This is a genomic window from Blautia ammoniilytica, from assembly GCF_025566965.1.
Lineage (GTDB): Bacteria > Bacillota > Clostridia > Lachnospirales > Lachnospiraceae > Blautia_A > Blautia_A ammoniilytica.
Map to the genome: position 1 here is coordinate 1 of NZ_JAOQJL010000012.1, position 17,692 is coordinate 17,692.

Below are 17,692 nucleotides of genomic sequence, written 5' to 3' on the forward strand. Positions count from 1 at the left end.
CGTTTTGAGCAGAAAACGCGTACCGCTAAATCAGAATGAATGTACCGCTGATTTCAGAATAGGCGTACCGTTCGAGCAGAATTTGCACAAACTTGAATATATGTGAAATATAGACAAAATAGATGTAAAAAAAATGGTGAAAATAAGAATATTGACAGTTTAACTTTATTATGATAATATTTATATAAACATAATCCGGATATGTAAATAACGTTCATATATAAGAACAGTTAGGAGGGTAAATGGAACGGGGAATATATGGAGTTACACTGACTACTTTTGACAGTGATGGGCAGTTAAATATGGAAGCACTATATCAAGAACTTATTTATTGCAGAGATACGAGTGTGAAAGGTCTTCTTATGTGTGGCTCAACGGGAGAATTTATTTATATGAACGCTGAGCAACAGAAGAAAGTTCTTGCAGCAGGTATGGAGGTGGCTGGAAAAAATAAGATTTTAATTGGAGGAGCAAGTGCACCTACGGAAGAAAGTGTGCTGAATCTTTTAAAGTATATGGATAAAATCGGATATCAATATGCACTTATATGTCCTCCGTATTATTTTCCTCAGACGCCGGAAAATGTATTGGATTTTTATAGAACCATATCTAAAAAAGCTCCACCAAGAATAAAAATTCTTATGTATAATATTCCGTTTTGTGCGCCTGAAATTCCCTTGCAATATATGGAAGAGCTTCTTGCTATTCCAAATATTATCGGGTTGAAAGATAGTAGTGGTAATTTTTTGTATTTATCAAAGGTGATGGGGGTGGTAAAAGACAAAAGACCAGATTTTCATGTCTTTACAGGACAAGATGCATGTTTTTTGCCAGCGCTTACTCTTGGAGTATCGGGATGCATATCGGCACTTAGTTGGATGTTTGATAAAGAAGAAAATGAACTGTTGGAATCATACCATCAAAGAAATTTGGAAAGGGCATCAGAGATTCAAATGAATATTATACAGCTTGTAAGGCATTTGGATGGGATTTCATTTCCGGAAAACTACCGTATTTTATCAAAGGTTATAGGTGTGGATTCAGGTGAAATACAGCGTCATTTTTATAATTTAAACGATGTATTTTGTTATCAGTGGATTGAGCAGATGACAATTTTGGTGCAGAAGTTGAGGATGAGCTAAAGAAAAGTATAATAGAACAGGAGGGTTTGGTAATGAAAAAAAGGTTTGTAAGTATGTTTCTCTGTGCAGCACTATCTATAGGAATGTTTGGTGCCATGAGTTATGAAGCTAAAGCAGAGGAAACGGTAGAAATTCAGTTTCTGCATACAGCGTGGGTTCCTGCACAGCTTGAAATTTTGGAACGTGCAATTGCAGATTTTGAAGAAAAAAATCCGGGTATTAAAATTATAGAAACACGGAGTAGCTGGACAGATGCACCATCTCAGATTATGACTTCTATTGTAAGTGGAGATGCACCAGATTTGATTATGTGCAATACATCTATGCTTGCAGAATACAGAGGAATTGGAGCGATAGCAGATTTAAGTACATTGGTACCGGAAGAACTTATAAATAGCTTTCTTCCAAGTGCAAAAGCAATGATTACAGCGGAAGATGGAAAAATTGATGGACTGCCGCAAGAAGGATGTAACTGGGCATTGTTCTATAGAAAAGATCTTTTTGAAGAAGCAGGACTTGATCCAAATAAGCCTCCAAAAACATATGATGAATTTCTGGAATATGCAAAAGCTTTGACAAAAGATACAGATGGAGATGGGGTAATAGATCAGTATGGATATGCTTGGCCGGTACAGGCAGAGAATGCTTCCGATTATTGGGTACAGTTTATGCAAATGTGCGGAGCAGATATCTCAACATATGACGAGGGAAAATGGGAATCAAGGCTTTCTGATGAAACAGCGATAAAAGGAACCCAATTGATGGTTGATCTTGTACAGACACATAAAGTAACTCCTGATAGTGTTGTTGATTATGACTGGGAGGCAGTAACAAATGCTTTTGTATCAGGAGAAGTTGCAATGATGCAGAACGGAGCATGGGTGACGGGATCTGTTGCAGAAAAGGGACCAGATTTGGATGGTAAATGGGGAACCGCCGTTATGTTTGATGGTCCGGACAATACTGTATACAGAGGTTATCCTAATACATTCAATATTTTGGAAGCTTCAGAGCATAAAGAAGAAGCATGGAAGTTTTTAGATTATTTTTATAATACACCAAGTGATATAGAGGGATTAACTATAGCTGGAGCTTTTTGCAATGCTGCAGGAGGTATGTTGTATTCTGAAGACTTTATACAGTATGCAAAGGAAAACTATGATGAAAAACTTCAGCCGTTCTTAGATGAAGTAGATTACTGTATGATACCACCGCTTGATCCTTCATGGCAATCCCTTACCAGTATGTATGGCAATTCTACAGTGCAGCAGATGCTGATGGGAAGTGTTTCAGTTGACGAGGGGATTCATATGCTTGATGAAAAGTTAAAGGAATTTCACGGAGAGTGATGGTCATAATTGAAGCGAGAGTGCTGAAAAAGCACTCTCGGATTCAATTTGCGAGGGAGACATTGGATGAAAAAAAGAATAAAAACAAAAATTAAGACAACAGCAACACCTTATTTATTTCTTTTTCCATGTGCTGCTTTGATTTTGGTTATTTTAATTTATCCTGTTTTGTCAGGAATTATTAACAGCTTTTATAATGAAAGTCTGATTCGTCCTGTACAACCAGAATTTGTAGCACTGGATAATTATAAATCATTATTAACGGATTCTATGTTCTTGGATGCATTAAGACGTTCTGTTTTATGGACACTTGTTATTCTTGTATTTGAATTGTTTTTTGGCCTATTGTTTGCGGTACTCTTAAACAAAGATATTTATTGCAAGAAATTATTTCGATGTTTGGTTTTGATTCCATGGATTATTCCAAATGCCATAGCAGGTATTATATGGAAATGGTTTTTGAATGAATCTTTTGGAATGATGAATTATATTTTGAAAAGTATAGGGATTATTTCACATAATCTTTCGTGGCTATCTGATGAGAAATTGGCTGCTGTATCAGTTGTTATGGTCATTATATGGAAGAGCATTCCTTTTGTTGCGATTACATTACTTGCTGGAATTCAGGCAATACCTGGTGATTTGTATGAAGCGGCAAAAGTAGACGGCGCAAGAGGAAGTCAGTGTTTTCGTTTTGTTACGATTCCTATGTTAAAAAGTATCATGTTGATTACATCAATTCTTACATCCATATGGAATTTTAATCAGTTGGAAATTATACAAGTTGTAACAAAGGGAGGACCAGGAGAAGCTACGTTATCTCTTCCTGTATATATATACCGTTTGTTCATGCAAACATTCCAAACAAGCTATGCTTCGGCAGCAGCCGTTATCATGATGCTTGTGCTGATTGTTCCATGTATTGTGTATGTGAAGAAATTATTGAAGGAGTGAGTAAATGACACGGGCACAAAAGAAACAATATAGTAAAATAGGATATACTTTTGTAATTTTGATTTTAACAGTTGTTTTGATTTTGCCATTTTTATGGATGGTTTCTACTTCTTTTAAAGAAGCAGATGAAATTTTTCAGGAGATACCAAAGTGGTTGCCATCAGAATTTAGTTTTAAAAATTACGGAGAAATATGGAATAGGGGATATTTTAAAACATATTTTGTAAACTCGCTCATAGTTTCTTTTGCAACTATGGGGGTATCGCTTGTAGTTGCCATGTTCGCAGGATATGGGATATCCCGTTTTCGTTTCCATGGCAGATTCTTTTTTTCTGCATTGTTGATTGTAGTGCAGATGTTTCCTTCTATGCTTCTTTTAATTCCAATGTATATGATCATGAGCAAATTGGGACTCTTAAATACGCATTTGTCTATGATTATAGCATATACAACTTTTGCAATGCCGTTTTGTGCATGGATGATAAAGGGATATTTTGATACGATTCCAGTATCGCTTGAAGAAGCTGCGAGAATTGACGGGTGTAGTCGTTTGAGAATACTGTTTGGGATTATTGTGCCTTTGGCTGCTCCGGGAATAGTGACAGTTGCCATGTTTGCATTTATTCTTTCATGGCAGGAATATATGTATGCACTTACGTTTGCCAGAACTGAAGGTATGAGAACAATTACCGTAGGAATAGCTCTTATGCAAGGACAACATGGCAGCGTGAATTGGGGACAGATAATGGCCGGATCAGTATTGGCATGTTTACCAGGATTATTGTTATTTACATATCTAGAAAAATATTTGGTGCAGGGATTTACTATGGGGGCAGTTAAGGAGTGAAAATGAAGAATAAAATTAAAATAGGTCTGATAGGGTGCGGAAGAGTAGCGGAAAATCATATTTTGGCGATAAAAGAGTGTGAATGGGCAGAAATTGCAGCCGTTTCAGGGGGAAGACATGCTCAAGAACTTGGAGAAAGAATAGGAGTTCCTGTTTTGTCAGGAGATGAAATCTGTGAATCCTCTCTTGTAGATGCTTTGTGTATTCTTACACCTCCGGAGTTTCATTATATATATGCGATGAAAGGTATTGAAGCGGGAAAACATGTTTTGGTAGAAAAACCTGTGAGTTTTTCTGATAGAGAAATAGAAGAGATGTCCATAGCAGCCAAGAAAAATAAAGTGGTTTGTATGCCTGGACATAGTTATATCTATTTGCCAGAACTAATACGGATGAAACGTGCTCTTGAAGGAAAAAGACTGGGAGTTCCTGCATACGTTTATTTATCAGAGATGTATTATATGCCGAAAGAATTGGCGGTAAAGTATACAGGACCAGAAACAGATGTCCTTTGTCATCAATTGTATCTCTGTTTGGCATTTTTAGGTATGCCAATGCGGACAACAGCATTTCGTACATGTATAGAGGGAAAGGAAAATGAGACAGATGGTGCTCAGGTTTCGGTAATGTTGGAATATGCTCAGGGTACGATTGTACAAATTTTTGTAACATGGGCGGCCGAGGATTGTTCATCAGAACCGTGGACATTTAAAATCAAAATTATAGGAAATAAAGGATGTATGAGTTTTTCCAGAAGAGATTTTATGGAAAAAACGGATGTTGAATATGAACAAAGTTTGTACCAGGAAATGTTTAATGAAGAGATGAAATGGTTTGTTGAGAAATGTATTCTAGAGGGAAAACAACCGATTTCCACAATGGAGGATGCGAAAAAGGTTTGCTTACTTCATAAAGCAATTGTAAAAGCAATTAACGAAAAAGTAGTTGTGGAGGGACTGTAATGAAGATAACGGATGTGGAAACAATTTTATTATGCTACAGATATGAACAGGATGAAAAGTGGAAGTGGTCAGGGGGTGCTACACTCCAAAGAAATTGTGTGTTAGTACGTATTACCGTGGATGATAAATATACTGGTCTTGGAGAAATTGGTGAGTCAGCGTATCTTCCGAGAGCAATAGAAACGATGATAAATACACGATTTAAAAAGATGATTCTGGGAGAAGATCCATTTAATATTGAAAAAATATGGAGAAAACTCTATGTTCAGTCTGCACATTATGGAAGGCGAGGAGTAATTGCAACAATCATTAGCGGCATTGATATTGCTTTATATGATGTTATAGGAAAAATACTTCAAAGACCTGTTTATGATTTGATTGGTGGAAAATATAGAACAAAATTCAAGGCATATGCTAGTGGGGGAATGGCAAAATCTGTTGATTCTCTGGCTGAAGAAGCTCTTGGATATATTTCAAAAGGATATTTTGGATTTAAGGTTAGAATTGGAAATGAAGATCCAGAGGAAGATATTGAATTAATTCAGGAATTGAGAAAAAGAGTAGGACCTAAACCAGCTCTTCTTGTAGATGCAGGTCAATGTTATACGAACTTTCCTTGGACTTATGATACAGCATATCGTGTATGTAAAAAACTAGAAAATTGTGACCTTTTTTGGCTGGAAGAGCCACTTCATCCCGATGATGTAGAAGGATTTAAACGTCTAACTGCGAATACAAGCATTCCCATTGTTGCAGGTGAAAATGAATTTACAAGGTATGGTTTTGCACCTTTGATCACAGGGCATGCTGTGGATATGATACAGCCAGATGTGACGCGCTCAGGAGGAATATCTGAGTGTAAGAGAATTGCTGCAATCGCATCAGCACATCATATGAGAATGGCACCGCATATTTTTGGAAGCGGGGTAGGATTTATGGCGAACATGCATTTTATGGCATCTGAACCAGAAGCCTTTATCATGGAACATGATCAGACTTTAAATCCTCTTAGAGAGGAACTTCTGATAAAGCCTATTTTATATAAAAATGGGTATGTGGAGCTAATACAGGATTTACCTGGACTGGGAGTAGAACTGAAAGAAGAAACAATAAAGAAATATGCATATAATGATATTGATGCGGTGAATAAAGGAGAATTTGTCCCATTGTATTAAATAAGGAGAGAACTGTGGAAAAGGAAAAGCAGATTTGGAAAATAACTCCTGTTTTGACTGGAAGTTTTGGAATGGTCAGAGATGATATTAAGTATAGAAATGGAAAACCAGAAAACCAGGGGTATGTGCCCTCTGTAATGTTTCTTTTAGAAACTTGTGGACATTTAGTGGTAGTAGATACAGGCTTTGGAGATCCATCGGTATGTGCAGAAAAACTTCAGTTAAGTGTAAAACGTAGTCAATCCTTGGAAGATATTTTTAAAGAAGCATCTGTGAAACCGAAAGAAGTAGAGGCAGTTATTTTTACGCATCTTCATTGGGATCATGCTGGAAATGCTGAATGTTTTACAAATGCCCAATACTATTGTCATGAAAAGGAATGGAATCGAGCGGAAAATCATCCGGAGGAATATCCGGAGGAGTGGTTTTCCTGGCTGAAAAAGAACAGGGACAGAGTGCATTTAATTCAAGCGGAAAGTGCACAGGAAATAATTCCGGGAATCTATATACAATATATAGGTGGGCATACATATGGCTCTCAGATGGTGATTGTTAATATGGAAGAAGGATATGGCGTTATTACTGGTGATGTAGTAATGACAGAAAAGAACTTACAGGAGGAAATACCGGTGGGTTTGTGCGTAAACGGTAAAGAATGTGAAACTGTATTTGAAAAAATCAGGGCATGGAAGCCTGTGATGATATATCCTTCCCATGATTTTAAAATTTTTGACAGGAGGTAGTTTAATGGGAAAACTAAAAGGTGTTATTCCGGTCATACCAACTCCTTTTACTGATGATGGTAAATATGTAGATTATGGCAATTTTGAAGATATAGTAGACATAGCAATAAGGGATGGAGCGCATGCAATTTGTCTATTTGCTGCTGGTGCAGAATTTTATAAGCTAACAATGGATGAAAGAAAAGAACTGTTCCAGAGAGCCATTCAGGCAAATAGAGGAAGGGTTCCGATTATTGCAACTGTAAGTAGTCATGCTACTGTTTTAGCAATAAGAGAAGCTACTTACTATGAGAAAAAGGGAGCGGCAGCATTGAATATTATGCCACCTAGTTATGCATCACCAACATCGGGAATGTTAGTAAACCATTTAAGAGAAATATCAGAAAATGTAAAAATTCCAATTATTATTCAGTACGCACCTGCTTTAAATGGAATGGCGATTTCGCTTCAGACATTTGAGGAAATCAGTGAACATCATTCTGGAGAGTTGTATATTAAGCTGGAAGCATCTCCTACAGGACCAGCGATTACAGCATTAAGAACAGCAACGAATAACAAATATGATATCATAGTAGGTAATGGAGGTGAATGCATGTATGAAGCACTACTTCGTGGCGCCTGTGCTGTAATGCCGGGAGCGGCATTAATTCGCCCATATCGTATGATTTATGATGCATTTGAAAATGGAGAGAAAGAAAAAACTTTTGAGCTTTTTAATAAATATTTGCCCCACATTCACTTTATGCAAAGAGATATAGAATCCTTTGTTGCTCTTGAAAAAATCATTTTAAAGCGGAGAGGGATTATGAAAAATGCTGTATGTCGGCAACCGGGAAATTATCCGGACAAACAGACATTGTCACTTTTGGAGCAACACTTGGAATATGTATACAGAGAATTTCCTACGATATAAGAAGTGTTACATAATAAAAACATGCATGATTGAAATAGCTTGAAGAGTTCGTGTATTTATAAATATAATAAACTTGTTCGCTCTAGAAAAGAATCTTTAAAGAATAAGTGGATTATGTAAATACTATTTACCTACAGGTTTGTTTCACATACAATTCATGACAGAGGATCTTCTTTTGGTTGGTTTGTTTATATTTGGCAAGATGCAATACCAATCTTACAGGAAGATCCTTTTTATTAATGAATATGTATTATGCATTATTGGTACATTGCGAATTTGTGTTATGTCAGTAGTTATAAAAGAAATGAAGTATAGCAAAGATAAGGAGGTTCCTATGGAAACAGTAAAAATCTGGGAGGAAGATGTGCTCATTCCTACTTATGAAATTGGTGTGGCAGAGAAGAATCCTATTTTTTCAGAAAAACGAGTTTATCAGGGTAGTTCAGGGAGAGTGTACCCGTATCCAGTAATTGAAACAATAGAAGATGAAAAACATGATAAGATCTGGAAAGCGTTATATCTAGAAAATCAATATTTGAAGGTAATGGTGTTGCCACAGCTGGGAGGAAGAATTCAGCGGGCCTATGATAAGACCAATAATTATGATTTTGTATATTATAATCATGTGATTAAACCAGCACTGGTTGGCCTGACAGGACCATGGATTTCCGGAGGAATTGAGTTTAATTGGCCGCAACATCACCGTCCAACAACTTATCTGCCGGTAGATTATACCATGACAGAACACAAGGATGGCAGCAAGACCGTGATGGTCAATGATGTAGATCAAATGTACGGAACTAAAGGTATCACATCCTTTACTTTATATCCGGACAAAGCATATATTGAGATTCGCGGACAGCTTTACAACCGTACACCAATGGCGCAAACTTTCCTGTGGTGGGCTAACCCGGCAGTACCTGTAAACGACTATACACAATCTGTTTTTCCGCCAGATGTACATGCTGTTATGGATCATGGAAAACGTGATGTATCTAAATTTCCAATCGCTACGGGTGTATATTATAAACATAACTACAGTGCAGGTGTGGATATTTCCAGATATAAAAATATTCCGGTTCCTACATCTTACATGGCAGAGAAATCCAACTTTGATTTCGTAGGAGGATATGATTACAGAGAAGAAGCAGGAATTCTTCATGTAGCAGACCATCATATTTCTCCTGGTAAGAAACAGTGGACATGGGGATGCGGTGATTTTGGAAAAGCCTGGGATCGCAATCTTACAGATGAAGATGGTCCGTATATTGAGTTGATGACCGGTGTTTACACAGACAACCAGCCAGATTTCTCCTGGTTAAAACCATTTGAAGAAAAGACATTTAAGCAGTACTTTATGCCATACAAGAAGGTGGGCTATGTAAAGAACGCCACTATTGATGCAATGATAAACATGGAAATTGAAAACGATGAAATATCTTTGTGTGTTTATGCAACAGGAGTGGAAATGAATGCAAGAATAGTTCTGGAGAAGAAGGGTGAAGAGGTGTTCGAGGAAATCGCAGATGTTTCTCCTGTAGCTGTATATGAGAAGAAACTCAGCCTTCCAGTAGAGAATAAGACTGACATTACTGTCCGGGTGTTTAATGCAGATGGCAGAGAACTTGTAGAATTTACTCCATTGGAAGAAAAGATTGCAAAGATCCCTGAGCCTGCAAAAGCAGCAAAAGACCCGAAAGAAATCCAAACCTGCGAAGAACTGTATCTGACAGGACTTCACATTGAACAGTACCGCCACGCAACCTATCTCCCGGATGACTATTATCAGGAAGGTCTGAAACGTGATGAAGGAGATATCCGTCTAAATACTGCCTATGGCATGCTTCTGTTCCGTCGTGGTCTGCTGACAGAGAGTGAGAAGTATTTTCGCAAAGCCCTGGAGCGTATGACTTGGAAAAATCCCAACCCTTACAATAGTGAAGCTTATTATGGTCTTGGGCTGACATTATTCTATCAAAGACGTTATGATGAGGCTTACGATGCATTCTTCAAGGCTACTTGGTCCAATGAACAGCAGGAGATGTCTTTCTATTTCCTTGCTGCTATTTCAGCAAAAAAAGAAGACTTTTTGCAGGCATTGGAGTTTGTTGAAAAAGGACTGGTAAAGAATTGCCATAATGTTAAGGCACGCGGATTGAAGGCAACGATTCTAAGAAAGCTTGGAAAGATCGAAGAAGCAAAACAGTGGATCAAGGAAAACTTCAAGATAGATCCATTTGACTATATATCCGGTTATGAAGCAGTTCTTCTGACCGAAGGAGAAGAAAAAGCTATAAAAGAGCAGACATTGAAGATTCGGATGCGTAATTTTCCACAGAACTTTATTCGGGTAGCCATTGATTATAGAGAAAGCGGATGCTTTGAAGAAGCACTTGGTATTCTGAATCTGTGTGGTGCACAATGGCCAATGTTAGATTATTATAGAGCTGCTTGTCTGATGGATATGGGAAATACAGAAGCTGCAAAGAAAAAGGTGATTATCGCTGATAAAATAAATCCATTTTGCTGTTTTCCAAATAGTTTGGAAGATATTGCGGTACTGGAATTAGCAATAAAATTACAGCCACAGCTCCCAAAAGCGTATTATTACATCGGAAATATCTGGTATGACAAGCGTCAGTATGGAGAAGCACAGGATGCATGGGAGACTTCCGCAAAGCTGGATTGTACTTATCCGACAGTACTACGAAACTTGTCCCTGGTTTATTATAATCAGAGCAACATGTCGGAAAAAGCAAAAGAAGTATTGGAAAAAGCCTTTTTGCTGGATACTACAGATGCACGTATTTTCCTGGAACTGGATCAGTTATATAAGAAACTTGGTTATTCTGTGGAAAACAGGATTGCATTTTATGAAAAATATTCGGAAACGTTTGCGAAAAGAGATGATGTGTTTATTGAATATATTACGATGCAGAATTTTGCAGGTCATCATGAAAAGGCATATGAACTTTTGATGGGACGTAAGTTCCATCCATGGGAAGGTGGGGAAGGAAAAGTTACAACTCAATATACCACTTCTTTGGTAGAACTGGCAAAAAAAGCGATCGCAAACGAAAATTATGATAGTGCAAAAGCACTTTTGGAAAAAGCAATTACTTATCCGGAAAATCTTGGAGAAGGTAAACTGGAAGGAACAAAAGATAATCATATTTATTATTATATGGGACTGGCGGAGAAGGCACTTGGTAATGTTGAAAAATCCAAAGAATTGTTTGATAAAGCCAGCACAGGTACTTCTGAACCGGCAGGTATGATGTTCTACAATGATCAGCCAGCAGACATGATAATGTTCCAAGGTATGGCTCTTTTGGAACTGGGAGAGAAGGCAGCATCGAACTCCAGGTTTTACAAATTGATTAGCTACGGTGAGGCACATATTTATGACAAAGTTAAAATGGATTACTTTGCAGTATCATATCCGGATCTGTTAATTTTTAAAGAAGATTTTACCAAAAAAAACAAAGCTCATTGCTATTTCCTTATGGGTCTTGGAAATATGGGTCTTGGAAATACTAAGAAAGCAGTTGAGTGCCTGAAAGAAACATTGCAACTGGATCCACATCATCTGATGGCGAAGTTGTATTTGAAAAGTATAGAATCTGTTTGGTAATGTATAAATAAGCATTTGAGCAGGGTAGAAAACAGAGTAGTAGTTGAATTTCTGCCCTGTTCTTGTTATTATGAGCAAGTAGCGAAAGGAATTGCAGAATATCCGTTTGATTAGATTTGATAGTTATACTTTGAAACAAAGATTACTACAAGAAAAAACGCATCTGCAGGATTCAGTCTTTGAAAATCGGAATCCTGTAGATGCATTTTTGAATTGTATGGTAGATTTTATAAGTGATGCTCGACTTGAATCTATTACTTATTTCAACCTTCCTGGCCTTCTGTGGCAACCAAGCTGTAGAAGTTCAGCAGATACAGGCCGCAAAGGCCTACCAATGCATATACGATCCTGGAAAGCCAGGACATGCTTCCGAACAGTAATGCCACCAGGTTAATGTCAAAGAATCCGATCAATCCCCAGTTAATGGCACCAATCACTACTAAAGTCAGAGAAAAATATTGCATAAATTTATTACCCATAAATACCATCCTTTCTGTAACGAGGCAGGTTTACTCGTTCCTGCCCTCAGTATTCCCGGATCACGGGGAAACTATGTACAGAAATATACAGGAGGAAACGTGCTTACAGAAATATATATCCAAAATCAAAATGAAAAACTGAAGGTTCAGGTAGTACGTTCCGGTCGAAAGACCATTGGCCTGGAAGTGAAACAGACAGGCAATATATATGCGCGGATTCCCTACAGTTTGTCAGATCCTAAACTGGTTCACTTTGTAAAAGAACATGAAGAATGGATCTTTAAAAAATATGGGGAAACAAGAAATACAGATTCAGGGGAAAAAGTGCCGGCCCCGCCAGTTACCAGCCTGACAGCAGCAGACAAGAAAAATATTGTGGAAAAAATTGCAGAGAGAGTAGAATATTACTGCAGAATTATGAATGTACAGGTGGGAAAGGTCACCATCCGCAATCAGAAAACAAGATGGGGAAGCTGCAGCTCCAAAGGGAATGTGAATTTTAATTATCTGCTGTATTACCTGCCAGAAGAACTTCTGGATTATGTGGTAGTCCATGAACTGGCCCACAGGCGGCATATGGACCATTCCCAGCGATTTTGGGAGGAAGTGGAAAAATACTGCCCAGACTACAGAAATTGCAGAAAAAAGCTAAAAGAATATCATACAGAATAAAAAACTGTGACTTACCTGATTATTGCTCAAAATCAGATAAGCCACAGTTTTTTATCTCAGTCGAGAAGACTCCCACCTCTTTCAGGTGGTGAGTAACAGCAAGTTCGTCTCAGTGGGAGTCCAATCTCCGACTGAGATAAACGCTCCGCGAGGATGCGCAGTGATTCTGTAAAGAATATGTCAGCTTACGCTGACCAGAATCACGCGCCAAGTCTCGCGGCTGCTCGACTTGAATTATTGCAACTTTAGAACCTGGGAAGTAGTAGCACCGCCGCCGAAACTCAAACCTTCTCCAGCGACCAGAGTAACATCACTGGTATCATTCAGGGAAAAGGCCTGGCATACGCTGACCGTTTCACCAGGCTGGATCTCAGCCATATAATGGTCAAGGGCATCATCATTGGTATCCGGAATAGCAGCAGACAAAACAGTGTCATTCTGGTAAGCACTAAGAGAAACATCCACCATTGCACTGGAAGGTACAGAACTCAGGTTTGTGTAATCATAGTAAACAAGCAGGCAGGGATTTCCTGCATAATCATTTGTTGTCTGATGTCTGGTATAACGGATCTGGAAATTAGTAGTTGTCATGTCAATAGAAGTTGTCTGGCTGCCATCGGTACCGGAAGCAGCAGGATCATCTGACGTATTTTGCGCTGAGCCGTCCAGAGTCTGGTTGATCTCATTTTCTATATTTTTAACATTGGCAGACATAAGCTTTACCGTTGCATCATCCAGGGAAACAATCTTCCAGGTATCATCCGTTTTGATCACCGGATAAAGAATATCTGTTTCACTGTAAACCGGTGTTGTGGTTTTTACTTTTTCACAAAGGATGGAAGCAAGCTGAGTCTGAGCATCTTCCTGAGTGGGACTTTCACCGGAAAGAGCCTTAGAAGCAATCTGACGGAGAAACTCGATGACGGTTTCCTTATAAATCTCAGTGCCGTCAATATACTGAATACGAGCTGTGATCCGGGCAGTACCGTTATTCAGGCTGAAATCATTACGGATGATCTTGAAAGTCATCTTCTCGTTAATGCTTTTGAAAAACTCTGTATAAGCTTCATTTCGCAGATCAGCATCATCCAGTGCAGAAAGGTCATTGCTCTGCAGCATACCCTCCATAGCGGTAAAATCAAGCCTTTGAACAGCTGACAGATATTCCTCCACAGCCTCCTGAGGCTGAGTGCGCAGATACATATAATAACCGGCAGCCCCGCCAGCTGCCAGAATCAGAACCAGCAAAAACAAAATCAGACCAGTACGCTTCTTTTTCTTGCGCTTTCGCCCTGACGAAACTGGCTCATCAACCGTGACATCCTTATCCTCGGCGTCAGCTTCTTCATTCTCATCTTCAACATCCGGGGTGTTATCATCATCCACAACCTCTGGGGTGTAATCGTCATCTTCAACCTCTGGGGTGTTCTCGTTATCTTTAACCTCTGGGGTGTAATCGTCATCTTCAACCTCTGGGGTGTAATCGTCATCTTCAACCTCTGGGGTGTTCTCGTTATCTTCAATATCTGGGGTGTTCTCATTGTTTTCAATATCCGGGACGCTATTGTCCTCCTCAGCCATATCACCTAACTGCTCATCGTATTTATTATCGTCCATAATACCTCCTGATAAAATTTACACAGTCAACAAATCATACCACAGATACAGTAAAATAACCATTGGCAAACTGAACATTTGATACAGAGTAGTGTTCGGTATAAGCAGAAAAGCATATGGATTATATATCATGCGAGGCTTTCGAAGATTTCGACCGAGCTAGCTTCTCTGTTATTTGCCGTGTCTGAACGCCGTAGGCGTGAGTTTGGCAAATGACAGAGATAATAAGCGCACGGGAGAAATCCGAAAACGAAGTCCTGATATATAAGACATATCTTTTCTGCATTATTATTTTATTATTACACACGTCTCGATAACTCAACGAAACACTTGCCAATCGTTACTTTACTGTATCCCAGCCGCCCCCATTATACCAGAATCCGTTGACAATGGCAACGCAGCACCTTTATAATAATTAATATCTACACAAGGCGCAGAAAGGGGAAGAACATGAGCAAAAAATATGAAGGAAGCTTTTATTCCCAGGCAGACGGGCTGGAGATCTCGGTACTTGCTTTGATTCCGAATGCACACCCTTACAAAGGAATCCTGCAGCTGGTCCATGGCATGGCCGAACACAAAGAACGATATCTTCCATTTATGGAATACATGACACAGCAAGGCTTTTTGACGATCATCCATGATCACAGAGGCCATGGGAAAAGTGTGCGGAGAAAAGAAGACCTGGGGCATATGTATGGCGGCGGTGCAGATGCACTTTTGTTAGACATTCATACTGTGAACCAGGGACTAAGAGAAAGATTTCCGGATCTGCCCCTGATCCTGATGGGGCACAGTATGGGATCACTGGCAGTACGTGCTTACACAAGAGAGCATGATGATTGTATGGATATGCTGATCGTATGTGGCTCTCCAAGTAAAAATGCAGCCAGGCCATTAGGCACAGCCATAGCAAAAGCAGAGGGAAAGCTTTGTGGGATGGATCATAAAAGCAAGCTTTTAGAGACAATGTCCTTTGCTTCTTATTATGCAAAATTCCTGAAAGATGAGCAGTGTAAGGACTGGATCTGCTCAGACAAGGAAGTATGTGATGCTTATCACCAGTCAGACTATTGTGGTTTTACCTTTACAGATGATGGTTTTATTACTTTATTTGAACTAATGAAACGGGCTTACGATGTAAAACATTGGGAATGCAGAAAGCCTAAAATGCCAGTACTGTTTATCAGCGGAGGGGATGATCCTTGTATGGTCAATGTGCGTCATTTTGCAAAATCCGTGCAGGCTATGCGTCACGCCGGGTATCTGGATGTAAAAGGGAAAATATATCCGGGAATGCGTCATGAGATCCTTAATGAAAAAGGAAAAGAAAAAGTTTATCACGATATTTCCGTATATATCAAAAAGAAACTTTTTTAAAAATGAATAAAGAAACATCTGTTTGCAAATAATGAAGGTATAGAAACAATCCAAAAGGGGAAAACAGATGAAGAAAAAAGGATGGATCCTGCTTCTTGTGCTGGTATGTGTAGCTTTTCTGGTAAGCTGTGGTAAAAAAGCATCCAGTGATGATAGACAGGGCGAGCTGGTATGGTCACAGGCAGAGGATAGGTTTCCCTCTGCCTGCATTTGTCATGTTTCCCAGTTTCATGGATTTCTTACATAAAGTTAAAAATAGCAATATTGACCTGCAATCATGGGATTGTTATAATTAATCGGTATGTCAATTTTAAAAAACAGGAGGAACAACAAATGAGAGCCAGTGGAGTATTACTTCCGATATCCAGCATTCCATCCGATTACGGGATCGGATGCTTTTCAAAAGAAGCTTATGAATTTGTAGACCAGATTACAAAAGGAGGACAGAAATACTGGCAGATCCTGCCGTTGGGACCTACCGGATATGGAGATTCCCCATATCAGGCCTTTTCCACATTTGCAGGAAATCCTTATTTTATAGATCTTGAAGCATTTATCTCTCTTGGACTTCTTACAGAAGAGGAATGCAGCAGCTGCGACTGGGGCGGAAGTGAAAGTTACGTAGATTATGAAAAGATGTACAATTCCCGTTTTCGTCTGCTGAGAAAAGCATACGAGAAATATAACTGTGAAGAAGACGCAGATTTCCAGGAATTTGTAAAGAAGCATAGCTTCTGGCTGGAGGACTACTGCCTTTATATGGCTATCAAAAATGAGCAGGACAATATTGGCTGGAATGAATGGCCAAAGGAGTTAAAGGTACGTGATCCGCAGGCCATGGATCAGGCAAAGGAGCGTCTGGCAGATGAGATCCAGTTCTATCGTTTCCAGCAGTACTGGTTTTACAAACAGTGGAGTGCACTGAAGACTTATGCCAACAAAAAGGGCGTGGAGATCATCGGAGATCTGCCAATCTATGTAGCCTTTGATGGGGCAGATGCATGGGCCAATCCATTGCTGTTCCAGTTTGATGAAGAGAATCAGCCGGTAGCGGTAGCTGGCTGTCCACCGGATGCTTTTTCCGCAACAGGTCAGTTGTGGGGAAATCCTCTTTATAACTGGGGTTATCATAAAGAGACAGGATATCAGTGGTGGATCCAGAGAATGAGCCATTGTATGGAAATTTATGATATGGTCAGGATCGATCATTTCCGTGGTTTTGATGAATATTATGCGATTCCATATGGTGATTCTACCGCAGAATTCGGAAAGTGGGAGCAGGGTCCAGGACTGGAACTGTTTAAAGTTCTTAGAAAAAATATCCGTCATTTGAATGTGATTGCAGAGGATCTGGGATACCTGACAGATACAGTTCTTCAGATGTTGAAGAAATCCGGTTTTCCCGGCATGAAGGTTTTACAATTTGCATTTGACAAAAGTGAGAATAGCGCTTATCTTACTTATAAGTATGATCATAATTGTGTGGTGTATACAGGTACTCATGATAATGAGACTACAAAGGGCTGGTACCGTGACTTAAGTCGTCATGATGCAGCTTTTGCCAGGGAATATACAGGATGCAAAGGGAAAAGTGCCGATGAGTGTGTATGGGGGATGATCCGTGAAGCCATGTCCTGTGTGGCAGATCTGGCGGTGATTCCGGTACAGGATTATCTTTGCCTGGGCAATGAAGCAAGGATGAATACTCCATCTACTTTAGGCAACAACTGGAAATGGAGACTGACAAAGGGTCAGTTTGACGAAGAGACCATCAAACGTATGCGCCGGATGACAAAAATTTATGGAAGAATCCAGGAGCAATAAA

The 17,692-nt window shown here is 39.2% G+C and carries 15 protein-coding genes; 13 read left to right on the top strand and 2 right to left on the bottom strand.

Translation table 11 applies throughout. The features are described from left to right. The first annotated feature begins 242 nt into the window (after positions 1-242). The 9 genes from OCV61_RS07460 (at position 243) to OCV61_RS07500 (ending at position 11,719) form a co-directional block, all read left to right on the top strand. The gene (locus OCV61_RS07460; protein ID WP_158421287.1) at positions 243-1,142 is read left to right on the top strand and encodes a dihydrodipicolinate synthase family protein; all 900 of its coding nucleotides are present in this window, start codon (positions 243-245) and stop codon (positions 1,140-1,142) included. Between the two features lie 32 nt (positions 1,143-1,174). Next, positions 1,175-2,491, top strand: a complete 1,317-nt coding sequence (locus OCV61_RS07465) for an ABC transporter substrate-binding protein (RefSeq protein ID WP_158421288.1) — start codon at positions 1,175-1,177, stop codon at positions 2,489-2,491. 66 nt (positions 2,492-2,557) lie between these two features. Then, the gene (locus OCV61_RS07470; RefSeq protein WP_158421289.1) at positions 2,558-3,445 is read left to right on the top strand and encodes a carbohydrate ABC transporter permease; all 888 of its coding nucleotides are present in this window, start codon (positions 2,558-2,560) and stop codon (positions 3,443-3,445) included. 4 nt (positions 3,446-3,449) lie between these two features. Further along, complete coding sequence (locus tag OCV61_RS07475) at positions 3,450-4,292, top strand: carbohydrate ABC transporter permease (protein WP_158421290.1); 843 nt, start codon at positions 3,450-3,452, stop codon at positions 4,290-4,292. Positions 4,293-4,294: 2 nt separating this feature from the next. Continuing rightward, positions 4,295-5,254 (top strand): Gfo/Idh/MocA family protein, encoded by a 960-nt coding sequence (locus OCV61_RS07480; RefSeq protein ID WP_158421291.1) that lies wholly within the window; start codon positions 4,295-4,297, stop codon positions 5,252-5,254. Next, positions 5,254-6,429, top strand: a complete 1,176-nt coding sequence (locus OCV61_RS07485) for a mandelate racemase/muconate lactonizing enzyme family protein (RefSeq protein WP_158421292.1) — start codon at positions 5,254-5,256, stop codon at positions 6,427-6,429. The genes OCV61_RS07480 and OCV61_RS07485 overlap by 1 nt, the downstream gene beginning before the upstream one ends. Before the next feature lie 14 nt (positions 6,430-6,443). Beyond that, the gene (locus OCV61_RS07490; RefSeq protein WP_158421293.1) at positions 6,444-7,172 is read left to right on the top strand and encodes an N-acyl homoserine lactonase family protein; all 729 of its coding nucleotides are present in this window, start codon (positions 6,444-6,446) and stop codon (positions 7,170-7,172) included. A gap of 4 nt (positions 7,173-7,176) precedes the next feature. Next, the gene (locus OCV61_RS07495) at positions 7,177-8,085 is read left to right on the top strand and encodes a dihydrodipicolinate synthase family protein (protein ID WP_262582738.1); all 909 of its coding nucleotides are present in this window, start codon (positions 7,177-7,179) and stop codon (positions 8,083-8,085) included. Between the two features lie 334 nt (positions 8,086-8,419). Beyond that, positions 8,420-11,719 carry a DUF5107 domain-containing protein gene (locus OCV61_RS07500; RefSeq protein WP_158421295.1) on the top strand — a complete coding sequence of 1,100 codons (3,300 nt, stop codon included), beginning with the start codon at positions 8,420-8,422 and terminating at the stop codon, positions 11,717-11,719. Positions 11,720-11,982: 263 nt separating this feature from the next. Here the strand turns inward: OCV61_RS07500 and OCV61_RS07505 are convergent, their stop codons facing one another. Then, on the bottom strand, positions 11,983-12,198 hold the full coding sequence (locus OCV61_RS07505) for a DUF378 domain-containing protein (RefSeq protein ID WP_158421296.1): 216 nt from the start codon (positions 12,196-12,198) through the stop codon (positions 11,983-11,985). Positions 12,199-12,297: 99 nt separating this feature from the next. On the opposite strand from OCV61_RS07505, the gene OCV61_RS07510 reads away from it, so the two are divergent. Then, positions 12,298-12,870, top strand: coding sequence for a M48 family metallopeptidase (locus tag OCV61_RS07510; protein ID WP_262582739.1), 573 nt, complete (start codon positions 12,298-12,300; stop codon positions 12,868-12,870). Positions 12,871-13,104: 234 nt separating this feature from the next. Here OCV61_RS07510 and OCV61_RS07515 read toward each other — a convergent pair whose 3' ends face one another. Then, on the bottom strand, positions 13,105-14,487 hold the full coding sequence (locus tag OCV61_RS07515) for a DUF5067 domain-containing protein (RefSeq protein ID WP_262582740.1): 1,383 nt from the start codon (positions 14,485-14,487) through the stop codon (positions 13,105-13,107). A 450-nt stretch (positions 14,488-14,937) separates the two neighbouring features. Between OCV61_RS07515 and OCV61_RS07520 the strand changes: the two genes are divergently transcribed. The 3 genes from OCV61_RS07520 (at position 14,938) to malQ (ending at position 17,691) form a co-directional block, all read left to right on the top strand. Beyond that, a complete protein-coding gene (locus OCV61_RS07520; protein ID WP_158421297.1) occupies positions 14,938-15,867 on the top strand; it encodes an alpha/beta fold hydrolase in 930 nt (309 codons plus the stop codon). A gap of 67 nt (positions 15,868-15,934) precedes the next feature. Then, positions 15,935-16,114: a hypothetical protein gene (locus tag OCV61_RS07525; protein ID WP_158421298.1), complete on the top strand. Its 180-nt coding sequence runs from the start codon at positions 15,935-15,937 to the stop codon at positions 16,112-16,114. Positions 16,115-16,131: 17 nt separating this feature from the next. Beyond that, positions 16,132-17,691 carry a 4-alpha-glucanotransferase gene (malQ, locus tag OCV61_RS07530; RefSeq protein WP_330382901.1) on the top strand — a complete coding sequence of 520 codons (1,560 nt, stop codon included), beginning with the start codon at positions 16,132-16,134 and terminating at the stop codon, positions 17,689-17,691. Position 17,692: the final 1 nt, after the last annotated feature.

Coding starts and splice junctions, on each gene's coding strand:
- OCV61_RS07505 (WP_158421296.1), bottom strand. CDS start 12,198: ATGGGTAATAAATTTATGCAATATTTTTCTCTGACTTTAGTAGTGATT.
- OCV61_RS07465 (WP_158421288.1), top strand. CDS start 1,175: ATGAAAAAAAGGTTTGTAAGTATGTTTCTCTGTGCAGCACTATCTATA.
- OCV61_RS07460 (WP_158421287.1), top strand. CDS start 243: ATGGAACGGGGAATATATGGAGTTACACTGACTACTTTTGACAGTGAT.
- OCV61_RS07480 (WP_158421291.1), top strand. CDS start 4,295: ATGAAGAATAAAATTAAAATAGGTCTGATAGGGTGCGGAAGAGTAGCG.
- OCV61_RS07520 (WP_158421297.1), top strand. CDS start 14,938: ATGAGCAAAAAATATGAAGGAAGCTTTTATTCCCAGGCAGACGGGCTG.
- OCV61_RS07525 (WP_158421298.1), top strand. CDS start 15,935: ATGAAGAAAAAAGGATGGATCCTGCTTCTTGTGCTGGTATGTGTAGCT.
- OCV61_RS07500 (WP_158421295.1), top strand. CDS start 8,420: ATGGAAACAGTAAAAATCTGGGAGGAAGATGTGCTCATTCCTACTTAT.
- OCV61_RS07470 (WP_158421289.1), top strand. CDS start 2,558: ATGAAAAAAAGAATAAAAACAAAAATTAAGACAACAGCAACACCTTAT.
- OCV61_RS07495 (WP_262582738.1), top strand. CDS start 7,177: ATGGGAAAACTAAAAGGTGTTATTCCGGTCATACCAACTCCTTTTACT.
- OCV61_RS07475 (WP_158421290.1), top strand. CDS start 3,450: ATGACACGGGCACAAAAGAAACAATATAGTAAAATAGGATATACTTTT.
- OCV61_RS07485 (WP_158421292.1), top strand. CDS start 5,254: ATGAAGATAACGGATGTGGAAACAATTTTATTATGCTACAGATATGAA.
- OCV61_RS07515 (WP_262582740.1), bottom strand. CDS start 14,487: ATGGACGATAATAAATACGATGAGCAGTTAGGTGATATGGCTGAGGAG.